At 72.6% G+C, this 22,673-nt stretch carries 16 protein-coding genes; 4 read left to right on the forward strand and 12 right to left on the reverse strand.

All coding sequences use genetic code 11. The features are described 5' to 3' along the window. The 10 genes from LCH29_RS34545 to LCH29_RS34590 all read right to left on the reverse strand — a co-directional run bounded on the left by LCH29_RS34545 (position 1) and on the right by LCH29_RS34590 (position 13,550). Positions 1 to 2,493 carry a tetratricopeptide repeat protein gene (locus LCH29_RS34545; RefSeq protein WP_446465634.1) on the reverse strand — a complete coding sequence of 831 codons (2,493 nt, stop codon included), beginning with the start codon at positions 2,491 to 2,493 and terminating at the stop codon, positions 1 to 3. After that, on the reverse strand, positions 2,486 to 3,829 hold the full coding sequence (locus LCH29_RS34550) for a hypothetical protein (RefSeq protein WP_446465635.1): 1,344 nt from the start codon (positions 3,827 to 3,829) through the stop codon (positions 2,486 to 2,488). Before LCH29_RS34550 ends, LCH29_RS34545 begins: the two co-directional genes overlap by 8 nt. Before the next feature lie 155 nt (positions 3,830 to 3,984). Then, complete coding sequence (locus LCH29_RS34555; protein ID WP_446465636.1) at positions 3,985 to 5,016, reverse strand: glutamate ABC transporter substrate-binding protein; 1,032 nt, start codon at positions 5,014 to 5,016, stop codon at positions 3,985 to 3,987. A gap of 80 nt (positions 5,017 to 5,096) precedes the next feature. Beyond that, positions 5,097 to 6,506 (reverse strand): hypothetical protein, encoded by a 1,410-nt coding sequence (locus LCH29_RS34560; RefSeq protein ID WP_446465637.1) that lies wholly within the window; start codon positions 6,504 to 6,506, stop codon positions 5,097 to 5,099. Between the two features lie 124 nt (positions 6,507 to 6,630). Beyond that, the gene (locus LCH29_RS34565) at positions 6,631 to 7,761 is read right to left on the reverse strand and encodes an N-acetylglucosamine kinase (protein ID WP_446465638.1); all 1,131 of its coding nucleotides are present in this window, start codon (positions 7,759 to 7,761) and stop codon (positions 6,631 to 6,633) included. After that, positions 7,752 to 9,014, reverse strand: coding sequence for a 6-phospho-beta-glucosidase (locus LCH29_RS34570; RefSeq protein ID WP_446465639.1), 1,263 nt, complete (start codon positions 9,012 to 9,014; stop codon positions 7,752 to 7,754). The genes LCH29_RS34565 and LCH29_RS34570 overlap by 10 nt, the downstream gene beginning before the upstream one ends. Continuing rightward, positions 9,011 to 9,916, reverse strand: a complete 906-nt coding sequence (locus LCH29_RS34575; protein WP_446465640.1) for a carbohydrate ABC transporter permease — start codon at positions 9,914 to 9,916, stop codon at positions 9,011 to 9,013. Before LCH29_RS34575 ends, LCH29_RS34570 begins: the two co-directional genes overlap by 4 nt. A gap of 15 nt (positions 9,917 to 9,931) precedes the next feature. Further along, positions 9,932 to 10,885, reverse strand: a complete 954-nt coding sequence (locus tag LCH29_RS34580) for a carbohydrate ABC transporter permease (RefSeq protein ID WP_446465641.1) — start codon at positions 10,883 to 10,885, stop codon at positions 9,932 to 9,934. 11 nt (positions 10,886 to 10,896) lie between these two features. Beyond that, the gene (locus tag LCH29_RS34585) at positions 10,897 to 12,225 is read right to left on the reverse strand and encodes an extracellular solute-binding protein (protein ID WP_446465642.1); all 1,329 of its coding nucleotides are present in this window, start codon (positions 12,223 to 12,225) and stop codon (positions 10,897 to 10,899) included. A 98-nt stretch (positions 12,226 to 12,323) separates the two neighbouring features. Further along, positions 12,324 to 13,550: an ROK family transcriptional regulator gene (locus tag LCH29_RS34590; RefSeq protein ID WP_446465643.1), complete on the reverse strand. Its 1,227-nt coding sequence runs from the start codon at positions 13,548 to 13,550 to the stop codon at positions 12,324 to 12,326. A 478-nt stretch (positions 13,551 to 14,028) separates the two neighbouring features. Between LCH29_RS34590 and LCH29_RS34595 the strand changes: the two genes are divergently transcribed. After that, positions 14,029 to 14,274 (forward strand): protease pro-enzyme activation domain-containing protein, encoded by a 246-nt coding sequence (locus LCH29_RS34595; protein ID WP_446465749.1) that lies wholly within the window; start codon positions 14,029 to 14,031, stop codon positions 14,272 to 14,274. Positions 14,275 to 14,306: 32 nt separating this feature from the next. On the opposite strand, the gene LCH29_RS34600 is transcribed toward LCH29_RS34595, so the two are convergent. After that, entirely contained in the window at positions 14,307 to 15,392 is a 1,086-nt protein-coding gene (locus tag LCH29_RS34600) for a mechanosensitive ion channel family protein (protein ID WP_446465644.1), read from the reverse strand. Between the two features lie 410 nt (positions 15,393 to 15,802). Between LCH29_RS34600 and LCH29_RS34605 the strand changes: the two genes are divergently transcribed. Further along, positions 15,803 to 16,342, forward strand: a complete 540-nt coding sequence (locus LCH29_RS34605) for an HNH endonuclease (protein ID WP_009717897.1) — start codon at positions 15,803 to 15,805, stop codon at positions 16,340 to 16,342. 291 nt (positions 16,343 to 16,633) lie between these two features. Here the strand turns inward: LCH29_RS34605 and LCH29_RS34610 are convergent, their stop codons facing one another. Beyond that, complete coding sequence (locus LCH29_RS34610; protein ID WP_446465750.1) at positions 16,634 to 19,633, reverse strand: beta-N-acetylglucosaminidase domain-containing protein; 3,000 nt, start codon at positions 19,631 to 19,633, stop codon at positions 16,634 to 16,636. Positions 19,634 to 20,056: 423 nt separating this feature from the next. Between LCH29_RS34610 and LCH29_RS34615 the strand changes: the two genes are divergently transcribed. Together LCH29_RS34615 and malQ are read left to right on the forward strand one after the other, a co-directional pair. Next, entirely contained in the window at positions 20,057 to 20,344 is a 288-nt protein-coding gene (locus LCH29_RS34615) for a hypothetical protein (protein ID WP_446465645.1), read from the forward strand. Beyond that, positions 20,344 to 22,497, forward strand: coding sequence for a 4-alpha-glucanotransferase (gene malQ, locus LCH29_RS34620; RefSeq protein WP_446465646.1), 2,154 nt, complete (start codon positions 20,344 to 20,346; stop codon positions 22,495 to 22,497). Before LCH29_RS34615 ends, malQ begins: the two co-directional genes overlap by 1 nt. Positions 22,498 to 22,673: the final 176 nt, after the last annotated feature.

Here is a 22,673-nt window from a genome sequence, read left to right on the forward strand (position 1 = left end):
TCACACCCACGTTTTGGGGCGGTAGCGGTTGGCCCGCTCCACCAGTTCGATCCTTTCCTCGCCGCGCTGCGCGAGCCTGGCGAGTATCCGGTACGAGCGCTCCAGTCCGAACCGCAGCCCGCGCTCGTCCAGGCTGCTGCCGAGCAGCGGCGGCCGGGTCTGGCCCGGCGGCGCGCCGCTGCTGCCGGACAGTACCCAATCCAGCGCACTGCCCAGGACTTCCGTACACAGCCGCTCGCGCCGCACCGCGTCGAGGCCCAACTCGCCCAGCGACTCCACTTGGAGGGCGGCCGCCGTCAGATCGGCCAGCAGCGCTTCCCGCGCTGCCCGCTGGCGCAGCCGGGCCCGCACCGCGGCGACCCGGGCCGCCGTGTAGTGGATCGACGATTCCGCGATCGACTCCAGCACCCGCACCGCGTCCGCCCGGTCCCCGGAACACAGCCGGACCCGGGCCAGCCCGAAGGCGGCGCTGACGAAGCTCGGATCGGTCGTCCAGACGAGCCGGTAGTACTCCGCCGCGTTGTCCAACTGGCCCAGCACCTCGGCGCAGACGCCGAGCGCCAGCTTCGGCGCGGGCTCCCCGGGGAACGCGTCGTAGACGGCGTCGAACGACAGCGCGGCCGTCTCGTGGTCGCCGGTGGCCAGCGCGTGCACCCCCCGGTACCAGACGATCCGCCAGTCGTCGCGGTGCGCGGCCTCCAGACCGGTCAGCGCGACACCCGCCTCCTGCGCCTGGCCCAGCTCCAGCAGGGCGCGCACCCGGCGCAGCCGCAGCTCGGGCGAGTCGACGGGCGCGGTGCGCAGCGCCGCGCCGACCTCGGCGGGCGGGGCGGACAGCAACCCGGCCAGGAAACCGGCGTTGGGATCGGAGGAATCCACCAGCGGCACGGGCAGGGCGAGGGCGGTGGCCCGGGTGTCCAGCGGTGCGATGGCGGGCAGCGGCAAGGCCAGCGGGCCCTGCGGCGGCGCGGACGGGCCCTGCGGCGGTACGGAACCGCCCGGCGGCCCGCCCCGGTCCGTGGTCCGCCCGCCCAGCAGGGACGCATCCTGGCCCTGCTCGGCGAACAACGCCGTGTCCACCACCCGGGTCTCCGGCCCGAAGAGGGTCGACAGCGCGGGCCGGGGCCGCCCGGTCTGGAGCGCCACGGCCTCCCGCAGCACCCCGGTCAGCTGGTCGGACATCTCCTGCGCGGAGGAGAACCGGCGCCCCGGGTCGGGGTCGGTGGCCCGCACCAGCAGCCGGTAGAACGACTCGTACCGCCGGAAGACCTCGATGTGCTCGGGGTCCGGGAGGCTGTCCACGAAGACGTTCGTATAGCCCTGGAAGTCGAAGGTGAGCACCGCGAGCGTGCGCGCCACCGTGTACAGGTCGGAGGCGACCGAGGGCCCCTGCTCCGCGACCTCCGGGGCCTGGTAGCCCACCGTGCCGTAGATCGCGCTGTCCTCGTCGTCCACCCGCCGGACCGCGCCCATGTCGATGAGCTTGAGCTGGTCCTGCTGCTGTATGGCGTTGTCGACCTTGAAGTCGCAGTAGAGCAGATTGCGGCTGTGCAGATGACCGAGGGCCTCCAGCGCCTCGATCCCGTACGCGCACGCCTGCTCGACCGGCAGCGGATCGCGCCTCCCGTCCGGGGTGCGCCGGGCGTTGGCGATGTCCTTGAGGGACTTGCCGCCGACGTACTCCATGACGATGTAGCCGTCGAGACTGCCCGTGTTCTGGTCGAGGTGCTCGACGAAGTTGTAGATCCGGACGATGTTGGAGTGCTCGATCTCGGCGAGGAAGCGGCGCTCGGACACGGCGGCCGCCAGCGCCTCCTCGTCGCCCGTGTCCAGCAGGCCCTTGAGCACCACCCAGCGGTCCGACACCGCACGGTCGATGGCCAGATAGACCCAGCCCAGCCCGCCGTGCGCCAGACAGCCCGCCACCTCGTACTGCCCGTGCACGATGTCGCCGGGGCCGAGCTTCGGCACGAACGAGTAGGGGTGACCGCACTTGGTGCAGAAGCCCTCGGTGCGGCCCGGCCGGTCGCCGCGGGAGCGGCCCACCGGCGCCCCGCAGTCGCCCCGGCTACAGAACCGCTTCCGCTCCGGCACCTCGGGGTTGGCCAGCACCGCCGTACGCGGATCGGGGCGCGGCACCTCCGGGACGCTGACCAGGCCCGCACCCAGCGCGTTCCGCCCCGAGGCGGTCGAGGACGAGCCGGAGCCGCGCACCGACACCGAACGCGAGGAGCGTCCGGAGGAGGAGCGGGTCAGCCGCCCGGACACCGAACGCCGGGACGACGACGAACGGGACGGGCGGGACGCGCGCGAGGAGCGGGACGACGAGCCATGGCCCCCGCCGCCCGCGACCCCGGTGGGCGGCGAACTCACCATGCCCTGCGGGGAGACCACCGGGGCCATCCCGCAGGTGCCGCAGTACAGCTCGCCGCCGCCCACGTCCTCGTACGTCCCGCCGCACTCACGCCGCTGGCAGGTGACGACGTCACTCATAGCGCTCCCCCTCGCTGCCGCGATCGGCGGCACCGTGACCGGCGGGATCCTGCTGCCGGGGCGCCAACGCCTCGGCAGCCGCCCGCTGATAGCGCAGCACCGCCTCCTCGGCGGCGCGCAGATCGCACGGGGCGCTCCACAGCATCCGGCGCGCCACGTCGTACCGCTCCACGAGGAACGGGTCCTCCGCCATACCGTGCCGGGCGACCTTCGCCTTGTACGCGTCCAGCCGTCCGCGCAGCTCGGCGCGGACCGCGAGCGGCGCGGTCACCGCCGTCAACGACTCGCGGGCGCGCAGCAGTTCGTCGTCGGCGCGCTGCTCCAGGCTCTCCAGCAGCGGGGAGAGCCGGTGCCACTGGGAGCGCCGGCGGTAGTCGGCGGCCGTGACCAGCTGCTCGTGCAGGGCGGTCGGCGGGCCGCTGACCGCGGGCACCTCGGACGCCGCGATCTTCGCCAGCACCTCCCCGCGCGCCTGCCGGGCCTCGGCGAGGGTGCGATCGGCGCGGGACAGCACGTCGCGCAGCCGCATCAGACGCCGCTCCGCGTCCTGCCGGACGTCCAGGACGGCCTCGATCTCGCGCCGTACGTCGTCCAGGGCGCGGGCGGCGCGGTCGTAGCGCACGGTGTCGGGACTGCCGCCGCCGGGCGCCGAACTCCCGGCGGCCGGTTTCCAGAAGGCGAGCGGATCGGAGACCACCTCGGCGCGCAGCGCGGTCAGCTCCGCGGTGATCTGCTCCAGATCGTCGCCCGAGGGGTGCTCACCGGGCCGCACCCCGACCGAGTGGGCGAGCGAACGGGTGCGGTGCAGCTCGGCGGAGAGCATGTCGATCCGGGCGGGCAACGCGGACCACACGGCGTCGGCCGTGACGATGACGTCCAGCGCCTCGGCATACCAGCGGTTCATCCGGTCGACCAGAAGGTCCAGGCTCAACTGCTCGCTGAGCAGCGGCGATCCGGTGAGCGTGGCGGTGCTGGGCAGGGTGATCCCGGGGCCGCGCAGCAGCTCGGTCAGCTCGGCCAGCTCGCCCGGGGTGGACCAGCGGTGCCGGGAGCGCACCTCGCGGGCGCGCCGGAGGGCGTCCGTGTACGCGTCGAAATAGCTCCACAGCAGCGAGATGGCCTGTTCGGTGGTGGCCCACCGCTCCTTGGTGACGCCCGTCAGCTCGGCGCCTTCGAGCAGCCTTCTGCCCGCGTGGTCCTGGAGGGCGAGCAGTGACGTCTCGATCGCCTCGTGCTCGGCGCCGAGCCTCGCCAGCGCACGGTCCACCTCTTCGCGGCCCATGGCCGGCCCCTCGGGTGTCCCCGCGGAGCCGGGGAAGGGTCCCGGGACCCCCATCGATCACCTCTCCGAGTCCGTGTCCGTATCCGTCAGGCGTGATCCGTCTGCTGCGACATCCCTACGCGTATGAACCGGGCGCTAATCCTGGCCGGTTCGTGATCCTCCGCTCCTCGACGCTCCTCCTGGTTCTTGGCCCCCTGGTTCTTGGCCCCCTAGTTCTTGTACAGGGGATCCGGAGGTGCCGGGTTCCGCTGCGTCCTGCCGAAATCGTCCGCGAGCCAGGTGCGGTAGGCGCGCTGCCAGGGGCTGTCGGCGCCGCCTCTGCGGTAGTCCTCCAGGACCTGGTTGACCCGGCGTACCAGGTCGTCGTCGTTCTTGTTCATCGCCACGCCGTACAGCTCATCGGTGAATCGTGGGCCGACCAGCTTGACGGAGGGGTCCTGGGCGGCCTGGCCCGCCGCCAGCGCGTTGTCCGTGATCACCGCGTCCACCTGCCCCATCTGTAGCCTGACCAGGCAGTCCAGCTGGTTGGGAACGGGCTTCACCTTGATCGCGCCCAGCGCCTCGGCGCCCTTGTCCGGCTCGTCGAGCACGGCCTCGGCGGTCGAACCCTGGGCCGTGCAGACCCTCTTGCCGCGCAGGGTCGTGTTGTAGCCGGTGATGGACGAGTCGTCGGGGACCAGCACCTGCTGTCCGGCCTGGAAGTAGGCGGTGGAGAAGGCCACGTCCTTGATCCGGTCGCAGTTGATGGTCATCGTGCGCACCACGATGTCCACCTTGCCCTGCTGGAGGGCCTTGATGCGCTGACTGGTCGGAATGGTGCGGTAGATGACCGCGTCCGGATCGCCGAAGATGTCCTTGGCGATCGCGCGCACGAGGTCGATGTCGAACCCGGTCAGTTCGCCGGTGGCCGGGTCGCGATAGCCCCAGCGGTAGCTGTTCTGGTCGACGCCCGCGATCAGCTTGCCGACCTTGTGCCCGTGGATCTTCCGTTCCTTGATCCGCTTGATGGCCGGTCCGCTCGCGCTCGACGGCCGCAGGCTCGCCTCCGGCTTCTCGCAGTCCTCCGCCGCCGCCTCGGAACCGGCGCCCAGGGGGTGCGGGCCCGGGCGGGACCGCTGAGGCGCCTGGGACGGGCGGGTGTCGTCCCCGCCGTCCACCAGCGCGGGCCCCACGAGGGCCGTGGTCACTCCGAGGGCGCACACCACCGCGGCGAGGCCCGATCGCAGTCGTGCCGATCGCATCCGCCCCGATCGCAGTCGTGCCGGTCGCGGCCGTGCCGGTCGTGTCCGCGTCGCTCGCATGTCTCCGCCCCCCATCGCCGTCACCGGTACTCCGACAGCCTGCGGCCTATGCCCAGAACGGCGCCCGCCGCGCCCAGCACCGCCAGCACCCCGGCCCCGACCGCCATCCCGGTGAACGCCCCGCGCCCGCTGTCGGCGGCCTGCTGGAACTGCCGCTGCTCATGGCCCAGCGCCTCCGCCAGCTCGTCGTCCACCCGGTCGAAGGACTCACCGGTGCTGTCCTTGGTGCCGATGACCTTCTCCAGCGCGTCCTTGTAGTCGCCCGCGTCATCGGCGCTGCGGGCCGCCTTGTGGCGGTCCTGCCAGGCGCGGACCGCCGTGGCGGCCGCCTCCACCGGCTCCCGGCCCCCGCCGTCGTCGGCGAGGTCGTCCGCCCGGTCCAGCAGGCTGCCCTCGGCGGGGCGGTCACCGGACCCGCCGCCGACGAGCCCGGCCATCCGGGAGGCGTAGCTGACCTCGTAGGCGTCCTTGCCTTTGTTGGCGCCGTCCTTGTCGACGACGACCGCGCCACGCGCGACCAGCGTCAGGTTCTCGTCGGCGCGGGCCCGCAGCGAGGCGATCCGCGCCTCGTTGAGCACCCGCAGGGACTTCGCCCCGCGGTCGTCGGACTCGTTCAGGTCGGCGCGGGCGATGGCATGGCCGACCACCAGCCACACCAGCACCACCGTGGCGGCGGCGGACGCGCCCAGCAGCCCGTGGTTGAACACCCGGTTGGTCCGCCGGTAGTTGCGGCGCTGGGCCCAGCCCAGGGCGGCCAGCGCGACCACACCCAGCCCTATCGCCACCCAGGGCCAGGACTTCGCGTCCCCGTAGTCGTCGCCGAGGCGGGCGGTCTCCGCCTCGTACAGCCGGTCGGCGGCGGGCAGCAGCCGGGTGCGCATCGTGTCGTTCGCATACCGCAGATACGCGCCGCCCAGCGGCAGGCCCTGGCGGTTGTTGGCGCGCGCGGACTCGACCAGCCCCGTGTAGACCGGAAGCAGTTGGCTGATCTTCCGTATCTCGGCGCGTGCCGAGGCCGACCCCTCGGTGTTCGCCGCGGCCCGCACCAGCAGCTCGGACGCCGTGTCGATGTCCCGCTCATAGCGCGTGCGCACCGCGGCGGGCTCCTGACCGCCCGCCAGGAAGCCGCTCGCCGCCGTGGTGTCCGCGTCGGCCAGCGAGCGGTAGATCCGCGCGGCGTCCGCGCTCAGCGGCTGGCTGTGCTCGGCCACCGCGTCGGCCGCGGTCTGCCGGTCGGAGACCTGCCAGGCCGTCACCGCCCCGAACGCCACCACCAGCGCGGCCAGCACGGCTCCGATGATCCGCAGCCGCCCGGGCTCGGTCGTGGCCGCTGACCGCAACCGGTCCAGGCCCTCCCGCCACGCGGTCCGCGGCGGGGCCGCAGGCGCGGGCGGCGGCGCTGGTCTGCCGGTGGTCGACAGAGATGACACAAGACCTCCCCCTTGGTCCGGACCCCACGGTCACTGTCCGCAGAAGTATGGACCGCGCCCCCCGGCCAGGTCACCGGTCTTGCCTGGATCTTGCTCGGACCGCGATCTTCCCTCCCCACTGTGATTACGCTCGGGAGGGACTCCCGGTTCCCATTTCGTCACCGTCAGTTTCCGTGACGCCCGTTCGCGCACGCTGCGTGGACACCCCCCAGGCCCCGTCGTAGTGCGCCCGCAGCCGGGCGTACGCCGCCGGTGGCGCGCCGGTGCGGTCCAGGCCGAGCAGCGCCGCACCCAGCACGGGCGGGACCGTGACGAGCCGGGGCGCGGCCTTCGGGGCGCGCTCGGCGAGGCGTTCGCGGACCCGGTCGTCCAGCTGCGGGTGCCGGGCCGCGAGCACCCCGCCGCCCAGGACCACCGGCGTCTCCTCGGCCAGCAGGTCCAGCCGGGTCAGCGCGACGGTGGCCATCGTGACCACCTCCTCCGCCTGGCGGTCGACGATCGCGCGCGCGACCGCGTCGCCGCCCGCGGCCACGGCGAAGAGCACCGGCGTCAGCGCGTAGCGGTGGGACGGCTCCAGCCGCCCCAGATGGACGGCCTCGATCAGCTCGTACATCGTGGTCAGGCCGAAGTGCGCGGGGAGGGCGCGGGCCAGCTCGGTCGGCTCGCCCCGGCCGTCCTCCGCGCGCGCAGCCCACCACAGCGCCTCCTCCGACAGGAAGCCCCCGCCGCCCCAGTCGCCGGAGAGCCGCCCGATGGCGGGGAAGCGGGCGGTGCGCCCGCCGTGGCCAAGACCGGCGCAGTTGATGCCCGCGCCGCAGACGACGGCGACACCGGTCGGCTCGCCGTCGTCCGCGACCCCGGCGCGCAGCAGCGCGAAGATGTCGTTGGCGACCGTGACGGTGTCACCCCAGCCGTGGCCGGTCAGCGCCTCCGTCAGCGCCTCCTCCTCGCTCGGCAGATCGGCGTTGGCCAGGCACGCGGAGACGTGCCCGACCCGCGGCGGACCGGAGCCCCCGGCCCGCCGTGCCGCCTCCTCCACCAGCCGCGCCAGCCCGCCGACGGCCCGCTCGGTGCCCACGACGGGCGGCCGGAAACCGCCGCCGCGGGCCGTGCCGAGCACGGTTCCGTCCGGGCCGACCAGCGCGACATCGGTCTTGCTGTTGCCCGCGTCGATCGCCAGCACGGACGGCCCCGGTGCGGCGGAGGAGGGGGAGGCCGGTGCGGAACCGGCCGGTTCGGACTGCGTCAGGCCCACGCCAGGTGCTCCCGGTTGTGCGCGATCAGGTCGTCGGTCAGCTTCTCGGCGCAGTCGATCTGGCCGATGAGGGGGTGGGAGAGCAGCGCCTGGAAGACGCGCTCCCGCCCGCCCTTCAACGCTGCCTCCAGCGCCAGCCGTTCGTACGCCGTGACATGGGCGACCAACCCGGCGTACAGCGGTTCCAGGGGGCGTACCGGGAGCGGCTTCGCGCCGGTCGCGTCCACGGCCGCCGGGACCTCGATCACCGCGTCGTCGGGCAGGAAGGGCAGGGTGCCGTCGTTGAACGCGTTGACGATGCGCACCTCCCCGCTGTCGCGCAGCAGCGACGAGGTCAGATCGACCGCCGCCTCCGAGTAGAACGCGCCGCCGCGGCGGCTCAGCAGCTCCGGCTTCTCGTCCAGCGCCGGGTCGCCGTACATCTCCAGCAGCTCGCGCTCGATCGCCGCGACCTCCGCCGCCCGCGACGGCTTGGTGCGCAGCTCCCGCACGACGGCGTCGTGCTGGTAGTAGTAGCGCAGGTAGTACGACGGGACGACGCCCAGCCGGTCCACCAGGTCGCGCGGCATCCGCAGGTCGTCGGCGATCGCGTCGCCGTGCTCGGCGAGCAGCTTGGGCAGTACGTCCTCGCCGTCCGGGCCGCCGACGCGCACCGCCCGCTCCCAGGTGAGGTGGTTGAGGCCGACGTGCTCCAGCGTCACCTCCCCGGGCGCCACGCCCAGCAGCTTCGCGAACTTCCGCTGGAAGCCGATGGCGACGTTGCACAGCCCCACGGCCCGGTGCCCGGCCGTCAGCAGCGCCCGGGTCACGATGCCCACCGGGTTGGTGAAGTCCACGATCCACGCGTCCGGGTTGCGGCGGCGCACCCGCTCCGCGATGTCCAGCACCACCGGGACGGTACGCAGCGCTTTGGCGAGCCCGCCCGCGCCGGTGGTCTCCTGGCCGACGCAGCCGCACTCCAGCGGCCAGGTCTCGTCCTGCTCGCGCGCGGCCTGGCCGCCGACGCGCAGCTGGAGCAGGACCGCGTCGGCGCCGTCCACGCCCGCGTCCAGGTCGTCGGTCCAGGAGATCTTCCCCGGATGGCCCTGCTTGGCGAAGATCCGGCGGGCGAGCCCGCCGACCAGCTCCAGCCGGTCCGTGGCCGGGTCGATGAGGACCAGCTCCTCCATCGGGAGCACGTCCCGCAACCGGGCGAACCCGTCGATGAGTTCGGGGGTGTAGGTGGACCCGCCCCCCACGACTGCGAGTTTCAACCCTTGACTCCTGTCAGTGTGACGCCTTCCACGAAGGCTTTCTGGGCGAAGAAGAAGACGATGATGACGGGGGCCATGACCAGCAGTGTCGCGGCCATCGTCAGGTTCCAGTTGACGCTGTGCGCGCTCTTGAAGCTCTCCAGCCCGTAGCTGAGCGTCCAAGCGCCCGGGTTCTGCGCGGCGTAGATCTGCGGGCCGAAGTAGTCGTTCCAGCAGTAGAAGAACTGGAAGAGCGCGACGGCCGCGATGCCCGGCTTGGCCATCGGAACGATGATGCGCAGCAGCGTGCGGAACTCCCCGCAGCCGTCGACCCGCGCCGACTCCAGGTATTCCCGCGGAATCGTCAGCAGGAACTGGCGCAGCAGGAAGATGGAGTACGCGTCACCGAACGCCATCGGAATGATCAGGGGCCACAGCGAGCCCGACAGATGGAACTGCTGGGCCCAGACCAGGTACATGGGCACCACGACGACCTGCGGCGGCAGCATCATCGTCGAAATGACGAGGATCATGGCGGTACGGCGGCCACGGAAGCGGAACTTGGCGAGCGCGTACGCGACGGGGATGGACGAGCAGAGCGTGAACAGGGTGCCGAGCACCGCGTACATCAGCGAATTGCGCCACCAGTCGAGGAAGCCGGGGGTCCGGAAGACCTCGGCGTAATTCGACCAGTGCCATTCGGTGGGCCACAGGGCGCCGCTCATCGCCTGGCTGTCGCTCATCACGGCGGTCAGGAAGACGAAGACGAACGGCAGCAGGAAGAAGAGCGCCGTGGCGATGGCGACGGTGTGCACGGCGATCCAGTGGAGCGCGGCGCGGCGGCGGGCTGACGGGGCGGGGGAGCGCCGGGCGCGGGGACGGACGGGCGCGGAGGGCGCGGTGAGGGTGGTGGTCGCGGTCATGGCGGACGGGTCCTCTCAGTCCTCGGCCGACAGCAGGCCGGCGCGCCGGCGCATCAGCAGTGTCGTCACTGCCATCGCGATCGCGAAGAGCACGAGCGAGAGCACGCAGGCGGCTCCGGTGTTGAAGTTCTGGAAGCCGAGCGAGTAGACGAGCTGCGGCACGGTGAGGGTGGAGTGGTCGGGATAGCCGGGCTGGATGACCGAACCGGGCCCGATGCTGACACCGGAGGCGAGCTTTCCGGCCACCAGCGCCTGGGTGTAGTACTGCATGGTCTGGACGACGCCCGTCACGACCGCGAACATCACGATCGGGGTGATCGACGGCCAGGTCACATAGCGGAACTTGTGGAGCGCCCCGGCGCCGTCCAGGTCGGCCGCCTCGTACTGGTCCTTCGGCACGTCCAGCAGCGCCGCCATGAAGATGACCATGAGGTCGCCGATGCCCCACAGGGACAGCAGGACGAGCGACGGCTTGGCCCACGCCGGATCGTTGAACCAGTTGGGGGCGGAGATCCCGATCGTCCCGAGGATGTCGTTCACCGGGCCGGTGCCGGGATTGAGCAGGAAGACGAAGGCGACGGTGGCCGCCACCGGGGGAGCCAGATACGGCAGGTAGAACGCGGTGCGGAAGAAACCGACCCCGGACTTGACCTTGGTGACCAGAAGGCCGATGCCGAGGCCGAAGACGACCCGCAGCGCGACCATCACCACGACCAGCCAGAGCGTGTTCCACAGCGCCGGGCCGAACAGCGGCATCTGCTCGAACACATACTGCCAGTTCCGCAGCCCCACGAAGGTCGGGGTCTCGATCTGGTTGTAGTGCATGAAGGAGAAATAGGCGGTGGCGACCAGCGGATAGCCGAAGAAGACGGTGAAGCCGACCAGCCAGGGGGAGAGGAAGCCGAGGGTGCGCAACCGCGCGCGCACGGCCTTGCGGCGCAGGGCGGGGGAGTTCATCACTGTGGCCATGTCGCGCTCCGTCAGTTCTGAGCCTGGAGATTGTCGGCGTCGATTTCCTTGTCGAGTTCCCTCAGGCCCTTGTCCAGATCGGGTTCCTTTCCTGCTTCGACGCCATAGGAGAAGTCCTGGAGGGAGACCACGTACTGTCCGCCGTTGATCGAGGCGGGCAGGGCGGTGCTGTATCGGTTCTGCGCGATGCCCAGGAAGGCGCGGAAGGTGGGGTCGGGATCGAGCTTGGGGGAGGCGAGGGCGGCCTTGGTGGACGGCACGTTGTGGATGGCGTTGGCGAAGGAGACGACCTGATCGGTATCGGCGGTCAGGAACTTCACCAGCTCCCACGCCGCGTTCTGGTGGGTGCTGCTGTGCCCGATGCCGATCACCGTTCCGGTGAGATAGCCCCGGCCGTAGGTCTCGGGCTGGTCGTCGGGTACCGGGAGGGGAGCGGTGCCCCACCTGAACTTGGCGCCCTTCATGAAGAGGCCGCGCCATTCGCCGTCCATGTGCATGGCCAGCTTGCCGGTGAGAAAGGCGTTCTGCGAGGACATCTCGTCACCGAAGGAGGTACGGAACTTCTCCAGCGGACCGTAACCGCCCTGACTGCGCACCAGGTCCCGGGTGGTGGCGAAGAAGTCCTTGGCGGCGTTGCCCTTCGCCAGCCGCGCCTTTCCGTCCTTGTCGAAGTAGGTCGGACCCCACTGGGCGAAGAGGCGGTCCGGGCTGTTCTGGTAGAGCCGGAAGTTCGGCATGAAGCCGACCCGCTCATAACCGCCGTTCTTGGTGCGCTTGGTCAGCTTGACGGCGTCCCGCTTCAGCTCCGACATGGTGCGCGGCGGCCGGGAGATCCCGGCTTCCTTGAACGCGTCCTTGTTGTAGTACATGCCGTACGCGTCGGCCAGCAGCGGCAGCGCGCACTGGTCGCCGTCATAGCTGGTGTAGTCCAGCAGCGTCTTGGGGAAGACCTTGTTCTTGTCCAGTCCGGTCTTCTTCATGAACGGATCGAGATCCGCCCACATCCCGGATGAGCAGTACTGTCCGACGTTGTTGGTGGTGAACGACGAGGCCACGTCCGGAGCGTCGTCCCCGCCGGCCCGCAGCGCCTGGTTCAAGGTGGCGTCGGTGACATTGCCGGTGGTCTTCACCTTGATGTTGGGGTGGAGTCTCTCGAACCGGGCGATGCTGGCATCAATCGCCTTGACCTCGTTCTTCTCCGACCAGCCGTGCCAGAACTTCAGCGTGACGGGTTTGGTCGGATCGTCGGTCGCGCTGCCGGTGCTGGGATTGGCGCAACCGGCCAGCAGGAGGGCACCGGCGCCGAGCACCGAGGCGAGAACAGCCAGTCTTGGTGGCATGGCGGTACTTCCTTGCGGGGAATTCAGGCGGTATCGAGCAGGCGGTATCGATCTCAGGCGGTCTCGGTCGCGGACAGGAGCTCGGGCGGTATCGAAACTCAGGCAGTGTCGAAAACGGTGTTACGGGCATCGGCGACCGCCTGACGCAGCGCGCCGATGAGTATCGGATCCCCCTCGATATCGCTGATCCGCAATTCCGGCCGGGGCAGGGCCAGCCCCGTCAGCTCGGTCTCGACCAGCTCGCGCAGCCGCTCCCCACCGGCCTGCGCGACCTCCCCCGACAGCACCACCAGCTCCGGGTCGACCACCGCGACGACGGAGGCGAGCCCGGTGGCCAGCCGCCGGGCCAGCTCGGTCAGCACCGCGTCGCCCGCCCCCGGGGTGCGCAGCGCGGCGGTGAGCGCCTTGGCGGCCGTGGGCGCCTCGATGCCGTGCTCCCTGGCCAGTTCCACGACGGCGGGGCAGCCGACCAGCTTCTGGAACCCGCCGCCCCCGTCCGGCGCGGCCGCGGCGTCCGGCCCGCCGCGGGCGAGCGGCGCCCCCGGCAGCGGCATGTAGCCGATCTCCCCGGCTCCGCCGGTGGCCCCGCGCAGCAGCGTGCCGCCGAGCACGATGGCCGCGCCGACGCCCTCGTCGGCCCAGACGAGGGCGAAGTCGTCGAAGTCCTGGGCGGTGCCGTGGTGCTGTTCGGCGACGGCCGCCAGATTGACGTCGTTCTCGATGACGATCGGGGTGTGCAGCACTTCGGCCAGCTCGTCCCGCAGCGCGCGCGACTGCCAGCCGGGCAGATGCGGTGCGTAGCGCAGGGTTCCGGTGCGCGGGTCGAGGGCGCCGGGGGTGCCGATGACGGTCCCGTGCAGGTCTGCCCGGTCGAGCCCGGCCGCGGACAGGGCGCCGTCGACGGCCTCGGCCACCAGCTCCGCGGTGCGGCCGGTCAGGGACTCGTCGGTGGTGGGGGCGGTCACCCGGTGCTCGCCGACCACCTGGCCGGTGATGTCGGCGATGGCGGCGCTGATGCCCTCCTGGTCGACGGCGAGCGCCGCGACATGGGCTGCGGTCGGGTTGATCTCGTACAGCTGGGCGCTGGGCCCGGGCCGCCCGGTCACGTTGCCGGTCGGCCGGACCAGCCCGGCGGACTCCAGGCGGGTCAGCAGTTGCGAGGCGGTCGGCTTGGACAGCCCGGTCAGTTCCCCGAGCCGGGTCCGGGTGAGCGGGCCGTGCGCGGCCAGCAGGTCCAGCGCGGCCCGGTCGTTCATGGCGCGCAGGACCCGGGGGGTCCCGGGGGCGCCGTTGGGGGTGGTGTTGCCGGGGGGTGGTGCGGCCATGGTGGTGCCCCGCCTCACTCTGTTAAGAAACTTTCCTATTGATGAAGAGGAAGGTAGGGCGCTTCCGGGGCGGCGTCAATGGGGGTGGGCGTCCGGATTTGGCGTCTTCTTGGCGAAGCCATAGTCCTGGCATGGACAAGTCATCGAAAGAGGCCTGACGACGTCATGGATCACAGGGGGCCAAGTGAGATCGTCTTCTTTCGGGCCGTCTTCTTTCGGATGCGCATGGCCTTGGTGATGGCCACGGCGCTGCCGCTGACCGTGGGCTACCCGCCGACCGGGCCGACTCCGCACCGTCCGGGCGGGACACCCTGAGCGCGACCAAACCCGCCTGGGCCACGGCGAGTTCGGACCGGGGTGCCGCCGCCGACAGCGGTAAGGTCACCGCGCGCGTCTACCTCGCCGGACGGGATGCCAAGGGGCTCGCCGACTACGCCGCCGCCGTGTCCGACCCTCCTCGCCCGCCTGAGGCCGGTATCTGACGGCGCGGCAGACCCGGGCGCGGTTCGGGCCGACCCGGCAGCAGACCGACGCCGTGACCGGCTGGCTGCGGGGCTCCGGACTCACCGTCAACGGCCACGACGCCTCGGACGGCCTGGTCACCTCGCTGCGCAGCCTCGGCCGCGACAGCTCGCTGAGCGCGGTCGTGGGCTACGACGACGTAACCGGGGTGGGCACCCCGGCCGCCGGGTACCTGGCGTCGTTCGGCGCGCACCGGCGCTGAGCCGCACGCCCTTCAGCTGCCGCCCGCTCCCGTCACTTCGTGGGGGCGGGCGGTGACGCGGCGGGCGGCGGCGAGAGGGGGCTGGCCGCCGCGGACTGCGGCGAGTCCGGGTTGGCCAGCGCGGACGGCGCGTTCACGCCCGCCGACCCGTCGGCCGCCTCGGTCGCCAGGTTCGCCTCGGGCGGGTGGCCGACCAGCTGGATGCCCGCCTCGTCCAGTGCCTTCTTGATCCGCCAGCGCAGCTCGCGCTCGACGCCGAGCGCCTTGCCCGGCATGGTCCGCGCCGAGACCTGGACGACCATGGAGTCGAGGTAGACCGCGGTGAGCCCCAGCACCTCGATCGGCTCCCACAGCCGCTCGTTCCACGGCTCGTCCTTGCCCATGTCCACGCCGACCTGGTTGATCACCTCGCGGACCCGGTCCAGGTCCTCGTCGGAGCGGATCTGGACGTCCACCCCGGCCGTCGCCCAGCCCTGGCTGAGGTTGCCGATCCGCTTGACCTCGCCATTGCGGACGTACCAGATCTCCCCGTTGTCCCCGCGCAGCTTGGTGACCCGCAGGCCGACCTCGATCACCTCGCCGGAGGCCACCCCCGCGTCGATCGAGTCGCCCACCCCGTACTGGTCCTCGAGGATCATGAAGACGCCGGAGAGGAAGTCGGTGACCAGGTTGCGGGCGCCGAAACCGATCGCCACACCCGCCACACCGGCGCTCGCGAGCAGCGGCGCCAGGTTGATCTGGAGGGCGGAGAGGATCATCAGCCCCGCGGTTCCCATGATCACGAACGAGGCGACCGAGCGCAGCACCGAGCCGATGGCCGCGGACCGCTGCCGCCGCCGTTCGACGTTGACCAGCAGCCCGCCGAGCGCGGTGCCGTTCACGGCCTGGGCCGTGCGGTTCATGCGCTCTATCAGCTTGGTGATCCCCCGCCGCACGGCGGACCGGAGCACGAACGCGATCACCAGGATCAGGGCTATGCGCAGCCCGACGCTGAGCCAGGTGGACCAGTTCTCCTCCACCCAGCCCGCGGCGTTGGTGGCGCTCCTGTGCGCATCGTCCAAGGTCGGGGTCGTGGGACGAGGCGTCGAGTCAGCAGCCAGAGCAGCGGACCAGAACACAGCGGAAACCCTTCGGTCTACGGCATGCCCGCGCGGATGGGCGCACGCGCAATTCCTTCACACAGTAGCCGGGCGCGGGAAACTGCCGTTCCTGTGTTCGACAGCGCGCGAGCGCGCCCGGGGGGCGCACGAAAGCAGGCCCAGCGGCCTCAGCTCGCGGTTTCCGCCGCCCTCCGCTTCGTCCGGACGGCCGCAAGATCGATCCGGGTCCGCCGGGGTCGTGATTCTTGCCACTCCACGAAGTTCTGAAGGCCCCGTGTGCAGTGTGTGCGGGCCGTATACGGCCGGTACGCGGAAATGCCTCTCAACCGTTAACCCAGTGATAGTGGCGTTCCGGCCAGGGTTCAGGGGAAACTGGGTGAGATCGTCCCGGCGCGAGCCACGCGCCGCCGGCGTACAAGGAGGCATCCGTGCCGCATGTCCTGGTCCTCAACGCGTCGTACGAGCCGCTCGGCGTCGTACCGCTCCGCCGCGCGCTCATTCTCGTCCTCAACGACAAGGCCATCAGCCTCGAGGACTCAGGCGCCCTGATGCACAGCGCAACCCGCGCGATCCCCGCTCCCAGCGTCGTCAGGCTGAAGCGCTTCGTGAGGGTGCCCTTTCGCGGGCCCGTCCCGCTCACCCGCCGCGCCCTGTTCGCCCGCGACGGCGGGAGATGCGCCTATTGCGGTGGCGTCGCAACCAGCGTCGATCACGTCATCCCGCGCAGCCGTGGCGGGCAGCACACCTGGGAAAACGTGGTCGCCGCCTGCCGCAGGTGCAACCACGTCAAAGCCGACCGGCACGTCGCCGAGATCGGCTGGCGGCTGCGTCATCAACCCGCGCCGCCGTCCGGCCTCGCCTGGCGCATCATCGGCACCGGCCATAGGGACCCGCGCTGGCTGCCATACCTGGAGGCATTCGGCGCGGACGACGCGATGGCCCGGATCGACGGCAGTAAAACCGCCTGAGACCCGGGCTGAAGCATTTTTGAGGCGCGGTGCTCCCCCAGCTACTGCTGGGAGGTGCCCCTTCGGCGGGTGAGCCGAAGGGGCAGCCCGGCTAGGGGGTGTCCGCAACGTCGCGTCGGATCAGCCCGCGGCGTCAGGGGGCACCTCCCGGCGGTGGCCGGGGGCGCGTGCGATCGCAAGGCGGAGGGTCGCCCTCGCGGGGGCACCTCCCGGACGGAGTCCGGGGGCGGGTCTACTCGGGTGATCCCGACAACGCAGCGAGCGGGCCCGGCGGGACTTTGCGGACACCCCCTAGTCCCTGCTCGGCTTCTTGCCCTTGGTCTCCTCCACCGCGTACGCCGCGACCGACCAGAGCGAGTAGCCGAAGCGGGTGCCGCGCTCGATGCCCTGGATCCGGATGAACCGGGTGTCCGGGGCGTCCACCCCCACCATCTCCCGGCCGCCCTGGCCGTCGGTGACGGTCGCCGCCGTGCGCCAGGTGCGTCCGTCGGCCGAGACCTGGACCCGGTAGCGCGAGGCGTACGCGTCCTGCCAGCGCAGGTCGAGCCGCCCGACGTGGGCCGGGCGGGCCAGTTCGAGCTGGAGCCAGGCGTCCTCGGCGGGGGAGGACCAGCGGGTCCCGGAGTCGCCGTCGATGGCCGCGGACGCCGGGAAGTCGGGCGTCTCGTCGCCGGACGAGGTCGCCTTCGTCCCCTTCGCGCGGGCCAGGTCGGGGCCGCCGGTGCGCGGCAGGGCCCGGACGGTCAGCATGCGCTGCTCCGACCCGAAGCGGACCGGGACGGCGTACGTGCCCGGCTTGGTGCCCTCGTCGACCGAAATCTCGATCCGGGCGGTCGCCGTCGCCCCGCGCGGGGCCGTCACCCCCTCGGGGGCCCGGGCCGTGATGCCGTGCGGGGCGCGCAGCTTGAGGTCGTCGTTCACATCGCCGGGGCGCAGGGAGGTCAGCTCGGCCCGGACGGTCGCGGACCGGCCGCCGACCTCGGCGTCCACCGACTGGCGCGACAGCCGCAGCTCGGCGGCCGGGGTGTCGGCGAACCAGGGGGTGATCTCGTGCACGGTGGACGGAGCCGTGCCCGCCGCCCAGCTCAGCCGGACCGCGTCGGCGCGGATGCCCTTGCCGCCGACCTGGGTGAAGCCGTCGGCGGCCAGCGCGCCGAGCCTGCGCCAGCCCTCGCCCGGCACATGGGCCTCGACGGTGCCCGAGCCGTCCGCGGAACGCCCGGTGAGCGCGGAGACCGAGGCCAGCGGGCGGGTGCGGCCGAAACGCACGGTGACCGGCTTGCCGGGGGAGGCAACCGTGGTGGTGGCCTTGCCGTCGGCGGCCGCGTGGTCGGCCTCGCGGGTGCGGAGCTTCTCCTTGCCCGACCGCTTCACGCCGGACCAGTCGTCCGCCTGGGCCAGCGCCTTCTTCAGGAAGGGGTCCAGCACATCCTTGCCGACCGTGACCCGGCTGTCGGCGATCTTCTCGCGCAGCCCCTCCACCGCCAGCCGCGCGGTCCAGGCCCGGTCGCCGTCGCCGTGCGCCTGGGCGGTGAGCATGTCCACGGCCTGGACGCCCGCGTCGCCGTAGCGCCCGAGCTGCTCCAGCCAGGGGCGTACGTCGTCGCCCAGCGTCCCGGACAGCCGCTCGGGGGCGTCGCGCATCGTGGCGAACGCCGCGCGCAGCCGGTCCGCGGCCCGGTCCAGCCGCCCCACGTCCGTACGGCCGACCGCCGACCAGAAGGCCTCGGTCAGGGGCCGCAGATACGCCGACTCGTCGCCGCCGAGCACCGAGGACGCGTCGTTCCCGGCGAGCGCGTGCAGCGCCGCGCGGGTCTTGCCGTCCGGCCCTGCCAGGTCGTCGATGGCCGCCTGCCAGGACTCCTGGGGGCGGTAGCCGCGCGGGTTCCAGGCGAAGTCGGCCGCCGTGAACAGCGGGATGCGGGACGCGGTCGGCTGCTCCATGGCATTGGCCAGGAGGGCGGAGGACTGGGTGGCCACCGCCGGGTCCCGGCCGGTGTAGGGGCCGAGGAAGATCCGGTCCTGGGCGTAGTCGTTGACCGGGTAGTTGTCCATGGTGACCAGCCGGTGGCCGAAAGCCGACCGGGCGTCGGCCAGCTCGCCGCCGGTGATCGTCCTGGGCACCACCCCGACGCCGGTCCAGGCCACCTCGACGGCGGTGTCGAGGTCGGCGGCCAGCGCGCGCCGGAACTCGGTGTCGCCGTCCTGGAAGTACTCGGTCGGCATCAGCGAGAGCGGGGCGGCGTCCGGGTGCCGCCCGGCGAGGTGGCGGGCGACCGCGTTGGCCATCTTCGCCTGCGCCTTCGCGGCCGCCTCGGGGCCGGAGCCGAAGGTGTCGGCGTCCTTGCCGCAGTGCCACTCGCTGTAGCTGACGTCCTGGAACTGGAGCTGGAAGGAGCGCACCCCCAGCGCCCACATGGCGTCGATCTTCTTCAGCAGCGCCTTCAGGTCGCTGTCGGAGGAGAAGCACATCTCCTGGCCGGGGGAGACCGCCCAGCCGAGGGTCACGTGGTTGGCGCGGGCGCGGGTGGCCAGCTCGCGGAACTCCTCGCGCCGCTCCGCGGGGTACGGATCGCGCCAGCGGGCCTGGCGGTACGGGTCGTCGCCGGGCGCGTAGAGGTAGCGGTTCTGCTTGGTGCGGCCCATGAAGTCGAGCTGGGCCAGCCGGTCCCGCTGGGACCAGGGGGAGCCGTAGAAGCCCTCGGTGGTGCCGCGGACCGCCGTACCGGGCCAGTCGCGGACGGTGACCCCGGCGAAGGCCTTGGTGTCCTGCCCGGTCCGCTGGACGAGCAGCTGGCGCAGCGTCTGGACGGCGTGGAAGAGGCCGTCCCGCCCGACGCCGTCCAGCGCGACCGTGGCACGCCCGTCCACCCGGCCGCCGGCCAGCCGGTAGCCGCCGGACGGGAGGTCGCCGCGCTCCGGCGCCCGCAGCGCGCGCAACGCGCTCTCCGCGCCCTTGCCTCCGGCGTGCACCACGAGCCCGCGCGCCGGGGGCGTGCCTCCCGGGGTGGCCTCGGTGACCGTACGCACCCCCGCGTCGTGCAGCAGGGCGCGCAGCGCGTCCAGCGCGTACGGATCGGCGTCGCCGTCCGCGATCAGCGTGGCTTCGCCGGATATCGCCACATCCGTCCCCTGTGCGCGCAGCGACTGGGGTCGCGGCCAGACGGACGGCACGTCTCCGGTGCTGTTCCGGTCCGGTGTGGAGGCCCCGGCCGTGCCGGGATCGTCCACGGGCGCGGCGCTCGCCCCCTGGGCGCCGCCGAGTAATCCGCCGATGACCGCGGCCGCCATGGCCGTCGCCCCCACTGCCCTCGGCCTCTTCCCCCGGAAGTGCACGGGCGTCTCCTCGATTCAGATAGCTGGCCCCGTCGTATCGGCCGCAAAAGGCGCCAATTGGCGACGAGCCCACCAGTACGCCGGTGAGGTGTCAACGCGCATGACCGAACTGTCGGCATTGCCGCGACCGCGGTGGTGCCGACGGATGTGCCCCCCATGGGTCGCCCCACCCTGCGCGCCGTCGTGTCGCCCCCGCAAGTCTGACGGATGAAGGCGGGCCCTGTCCGTAAGCTCTGTGTTCCCGACCCCTCCCGGCCGCGAAATCGCCTGTCCCGCGGGTGTGACGTACGGCACGTCCGGGTGTCGTTTACGTCTGCGGCCGGATTGAGTGGGTAGGGCTCGTCATTGACACACTGCCGACACCCCACGGAGGTCCGTGTGGCCGCGTCAGCTCTTCTCCCGACCGCCCTGTCCAAACCCGTGCCCGAAGCCGTGCGCGAGCCTGATCCGTTCGCCGGTGTCTCCGACCCCGACTGCGGACTGTGCGGACTGGACGGCTTCGGGTCCGGTGTCGCCACCGAGGCACCCCTCACCAGCGAACCCCCACACGCCGACAACGTTCCCCTGACCAGCGAGCCCCCGCTCGCCACCGAACTGCCCCTGACCAGTGAGCCGACCGCCGCCGGGACCGGCACGGGCGCGGCCATGGAGCCGATGGAGTACTGATGGGCAGAGCGCGGCTCGCCGAGCTGCACGGTGTCGCCACCTCTTACGAGCCCGCCCCGGGCCGCACCGTCCAGGTGCCCGAGGACACCGTCGTGGCCGTACTCGCCGCGCTGGGTGTGGACGCCTCCACCCCCCGATCAGTGAAAGACGCGCTGGACCGGCACGAACGCCGACAGCGCGACCGGCTGCTGCCCCCCTGCGTGGTCCTGCGCCCCGGCGGAACGCCGCGCCAGGCCCTGCCCGACGGCCTGGCCGAGGCCCTGCCCGACGGCACGGAGCTGCGCGTGCGCACCGAGGACGGCGCGCCACGCGGGTGGGGGCCCGCGGCCGCCGCGCGCCCGTTATTACCTCCGGGTACGGGGGCGCCTCCGGGCGCGCCTGCGGACACGCCCCTGCCCCTGGGCGCGCACACCCTCACCGCACGCGCCCCCGACGGCCGCACCGCCACCGCCGCCCTCATCGTGGCCCCCGACCGGATGCCGTCGCCCCCGGCCCGCAGCCACGGCTTCCTCGTCCAGCTCTACTCGCTGCTGTCCGCCCGCTCCTGGGGCATGGGCGACCTCGGCGACCTGGCCGACCTCGCCGCCTGGTCCGGGCGCGCCTTCGGTACGGGATTCATCCAGCTCAACCCGCTGCACTCGGCGGTCCCCGGCACTCCGGCCGCCCCCACCGACCCCTCGCCCTACCGCCCCTCCTCGCGCCGCTTCCCCGACCCCGTCCACCTGCGGGTCGAGAACGTGCCCGAATACGCCCACCTCGGCGGCGCCGCCCGCGAGCAGGCCGACCGGCTGCTGGAGGCCGCGGCCGCGCTCCGTACGTCCGTCCTGCGCGACGGCGCCCTCATCGACCGGGACGCGGTCTGGGCCCTCAAGCGCGAAGCGCTGGAACTGGTGCGGGCCGTCCCCCTCAGCCCCGGCCGCCGCGCCGCCTACTGCGACTTCCTCGCCGAACGCGGCCAAGCCCTCGAGGACCACGCCCTGTGGTGCGCCCTCGCCGAGACCTACGGCACCGACTGGCGCGGCTGGCCCGACGGCCTGGCCGACCCGCACTCCGCCCGCACCGCCCGCGCCCGCGGCGAACACCTGGACCGTGCCGACTTCCACTCCTGGCTCGCCTGGCTCACCGACGTCCAGCTCGCCGCCGCCCAGCGCGCGGCGCTCGACGCGGGCATGGGCATCGGGCTGGTGCACGACCTCGCCGTCGGGGTGCACCCCTCCGGCGCCGACGCCTGGGCCCTCCAGGACGTCTTCGCCACCGGCATGTCCATCGGCGCGCCCCCGGACGCCTTCAACTCCCGCGGCCAGGACTGGGGCCTTCCGCCCTGGCGCCCCGACGCCCTCGCCGCCACCGGCTACGCCCCCTACCGCGAGCTGCTGCGCGGCCTGCTGCGGCACGCGGGCGCGCTGCGCATCGACCACGTGATGGGCCTGTTCCGGCTGTGGTGGGTCCCGGAGGGCCGCCCGCCGACCGAGGGCACGTACGTGCGGTACGACGCCGACGCGATGCTCGGCGTGCTCGCCCTGGAGGCCCACCGGGCCGGGGCCGTCGTCATAGGGGAGGACCTGGGGACCGTCGAACCCGGCGTACGGGAGGCCCTGGCCGGGCGGGGCGTGCTCGGGACGTCGGTGCTGTGGTTCGAACGCGACTGGAACGGCGGCGGTGACGGCCGTGTGGCCCGCCCCCTGGCCCCCGAGGAATGGCGCGCCGACTGCCTGGCCACGGCCACCACGCACGACCTCCCCAGCACCGCGGCCCGGCTCACGGGCGACCACGTCGCCCTGCGCCACCGGCTGGGCCTGCTCACCCGCCCGCTCGCCGCCGAGCGGGCCGCGGAGGCGGCCGAGGTCGCCGAGTGGACGGAGCTGCTGGGGCGGCTGGGCCTGCTGCCGGAGGGGCCGGGCGACGAGGAGGCCGCGATCCGGGCCGTCCACCGCTTCCTGCTGCGGACGCCCGCGCGGATGGTGGGCGTGTGGCTCCCGGATGCGGTGGGGGACCGGCGGCCGCAGAACCTGCCGGGTACGTGGGATCAGTACCCGAACTGGCGGTTGCCGATCGCCGACGCGGCGGGCAGGCCGATGACCCTGGAGGCCCTGGCGGCCTCGCCCCGCCTCCACGCCCTGATGGCAACGCTGCCGAAAGCCGAGGCGGATTAGCCCCCACCCCGCCCCTCCCCGAAACCGGGGGCAGGCCCCCGGCCCCCCACACACACCAAGTGCCCCCGCCGGGGCTCCGCCCCTGGACCCGCCGGGCCTCGGGCCCGCGCCCCGCCGAGTTTCCGCCCCGTGCCCCAGGGACGGAGCCCCTGGGGCACGGGGCGGGGCTCCCACCG

It is taken from the genome of Streptomyces sp. BRA346 (genome assembly GCF_052851135.1).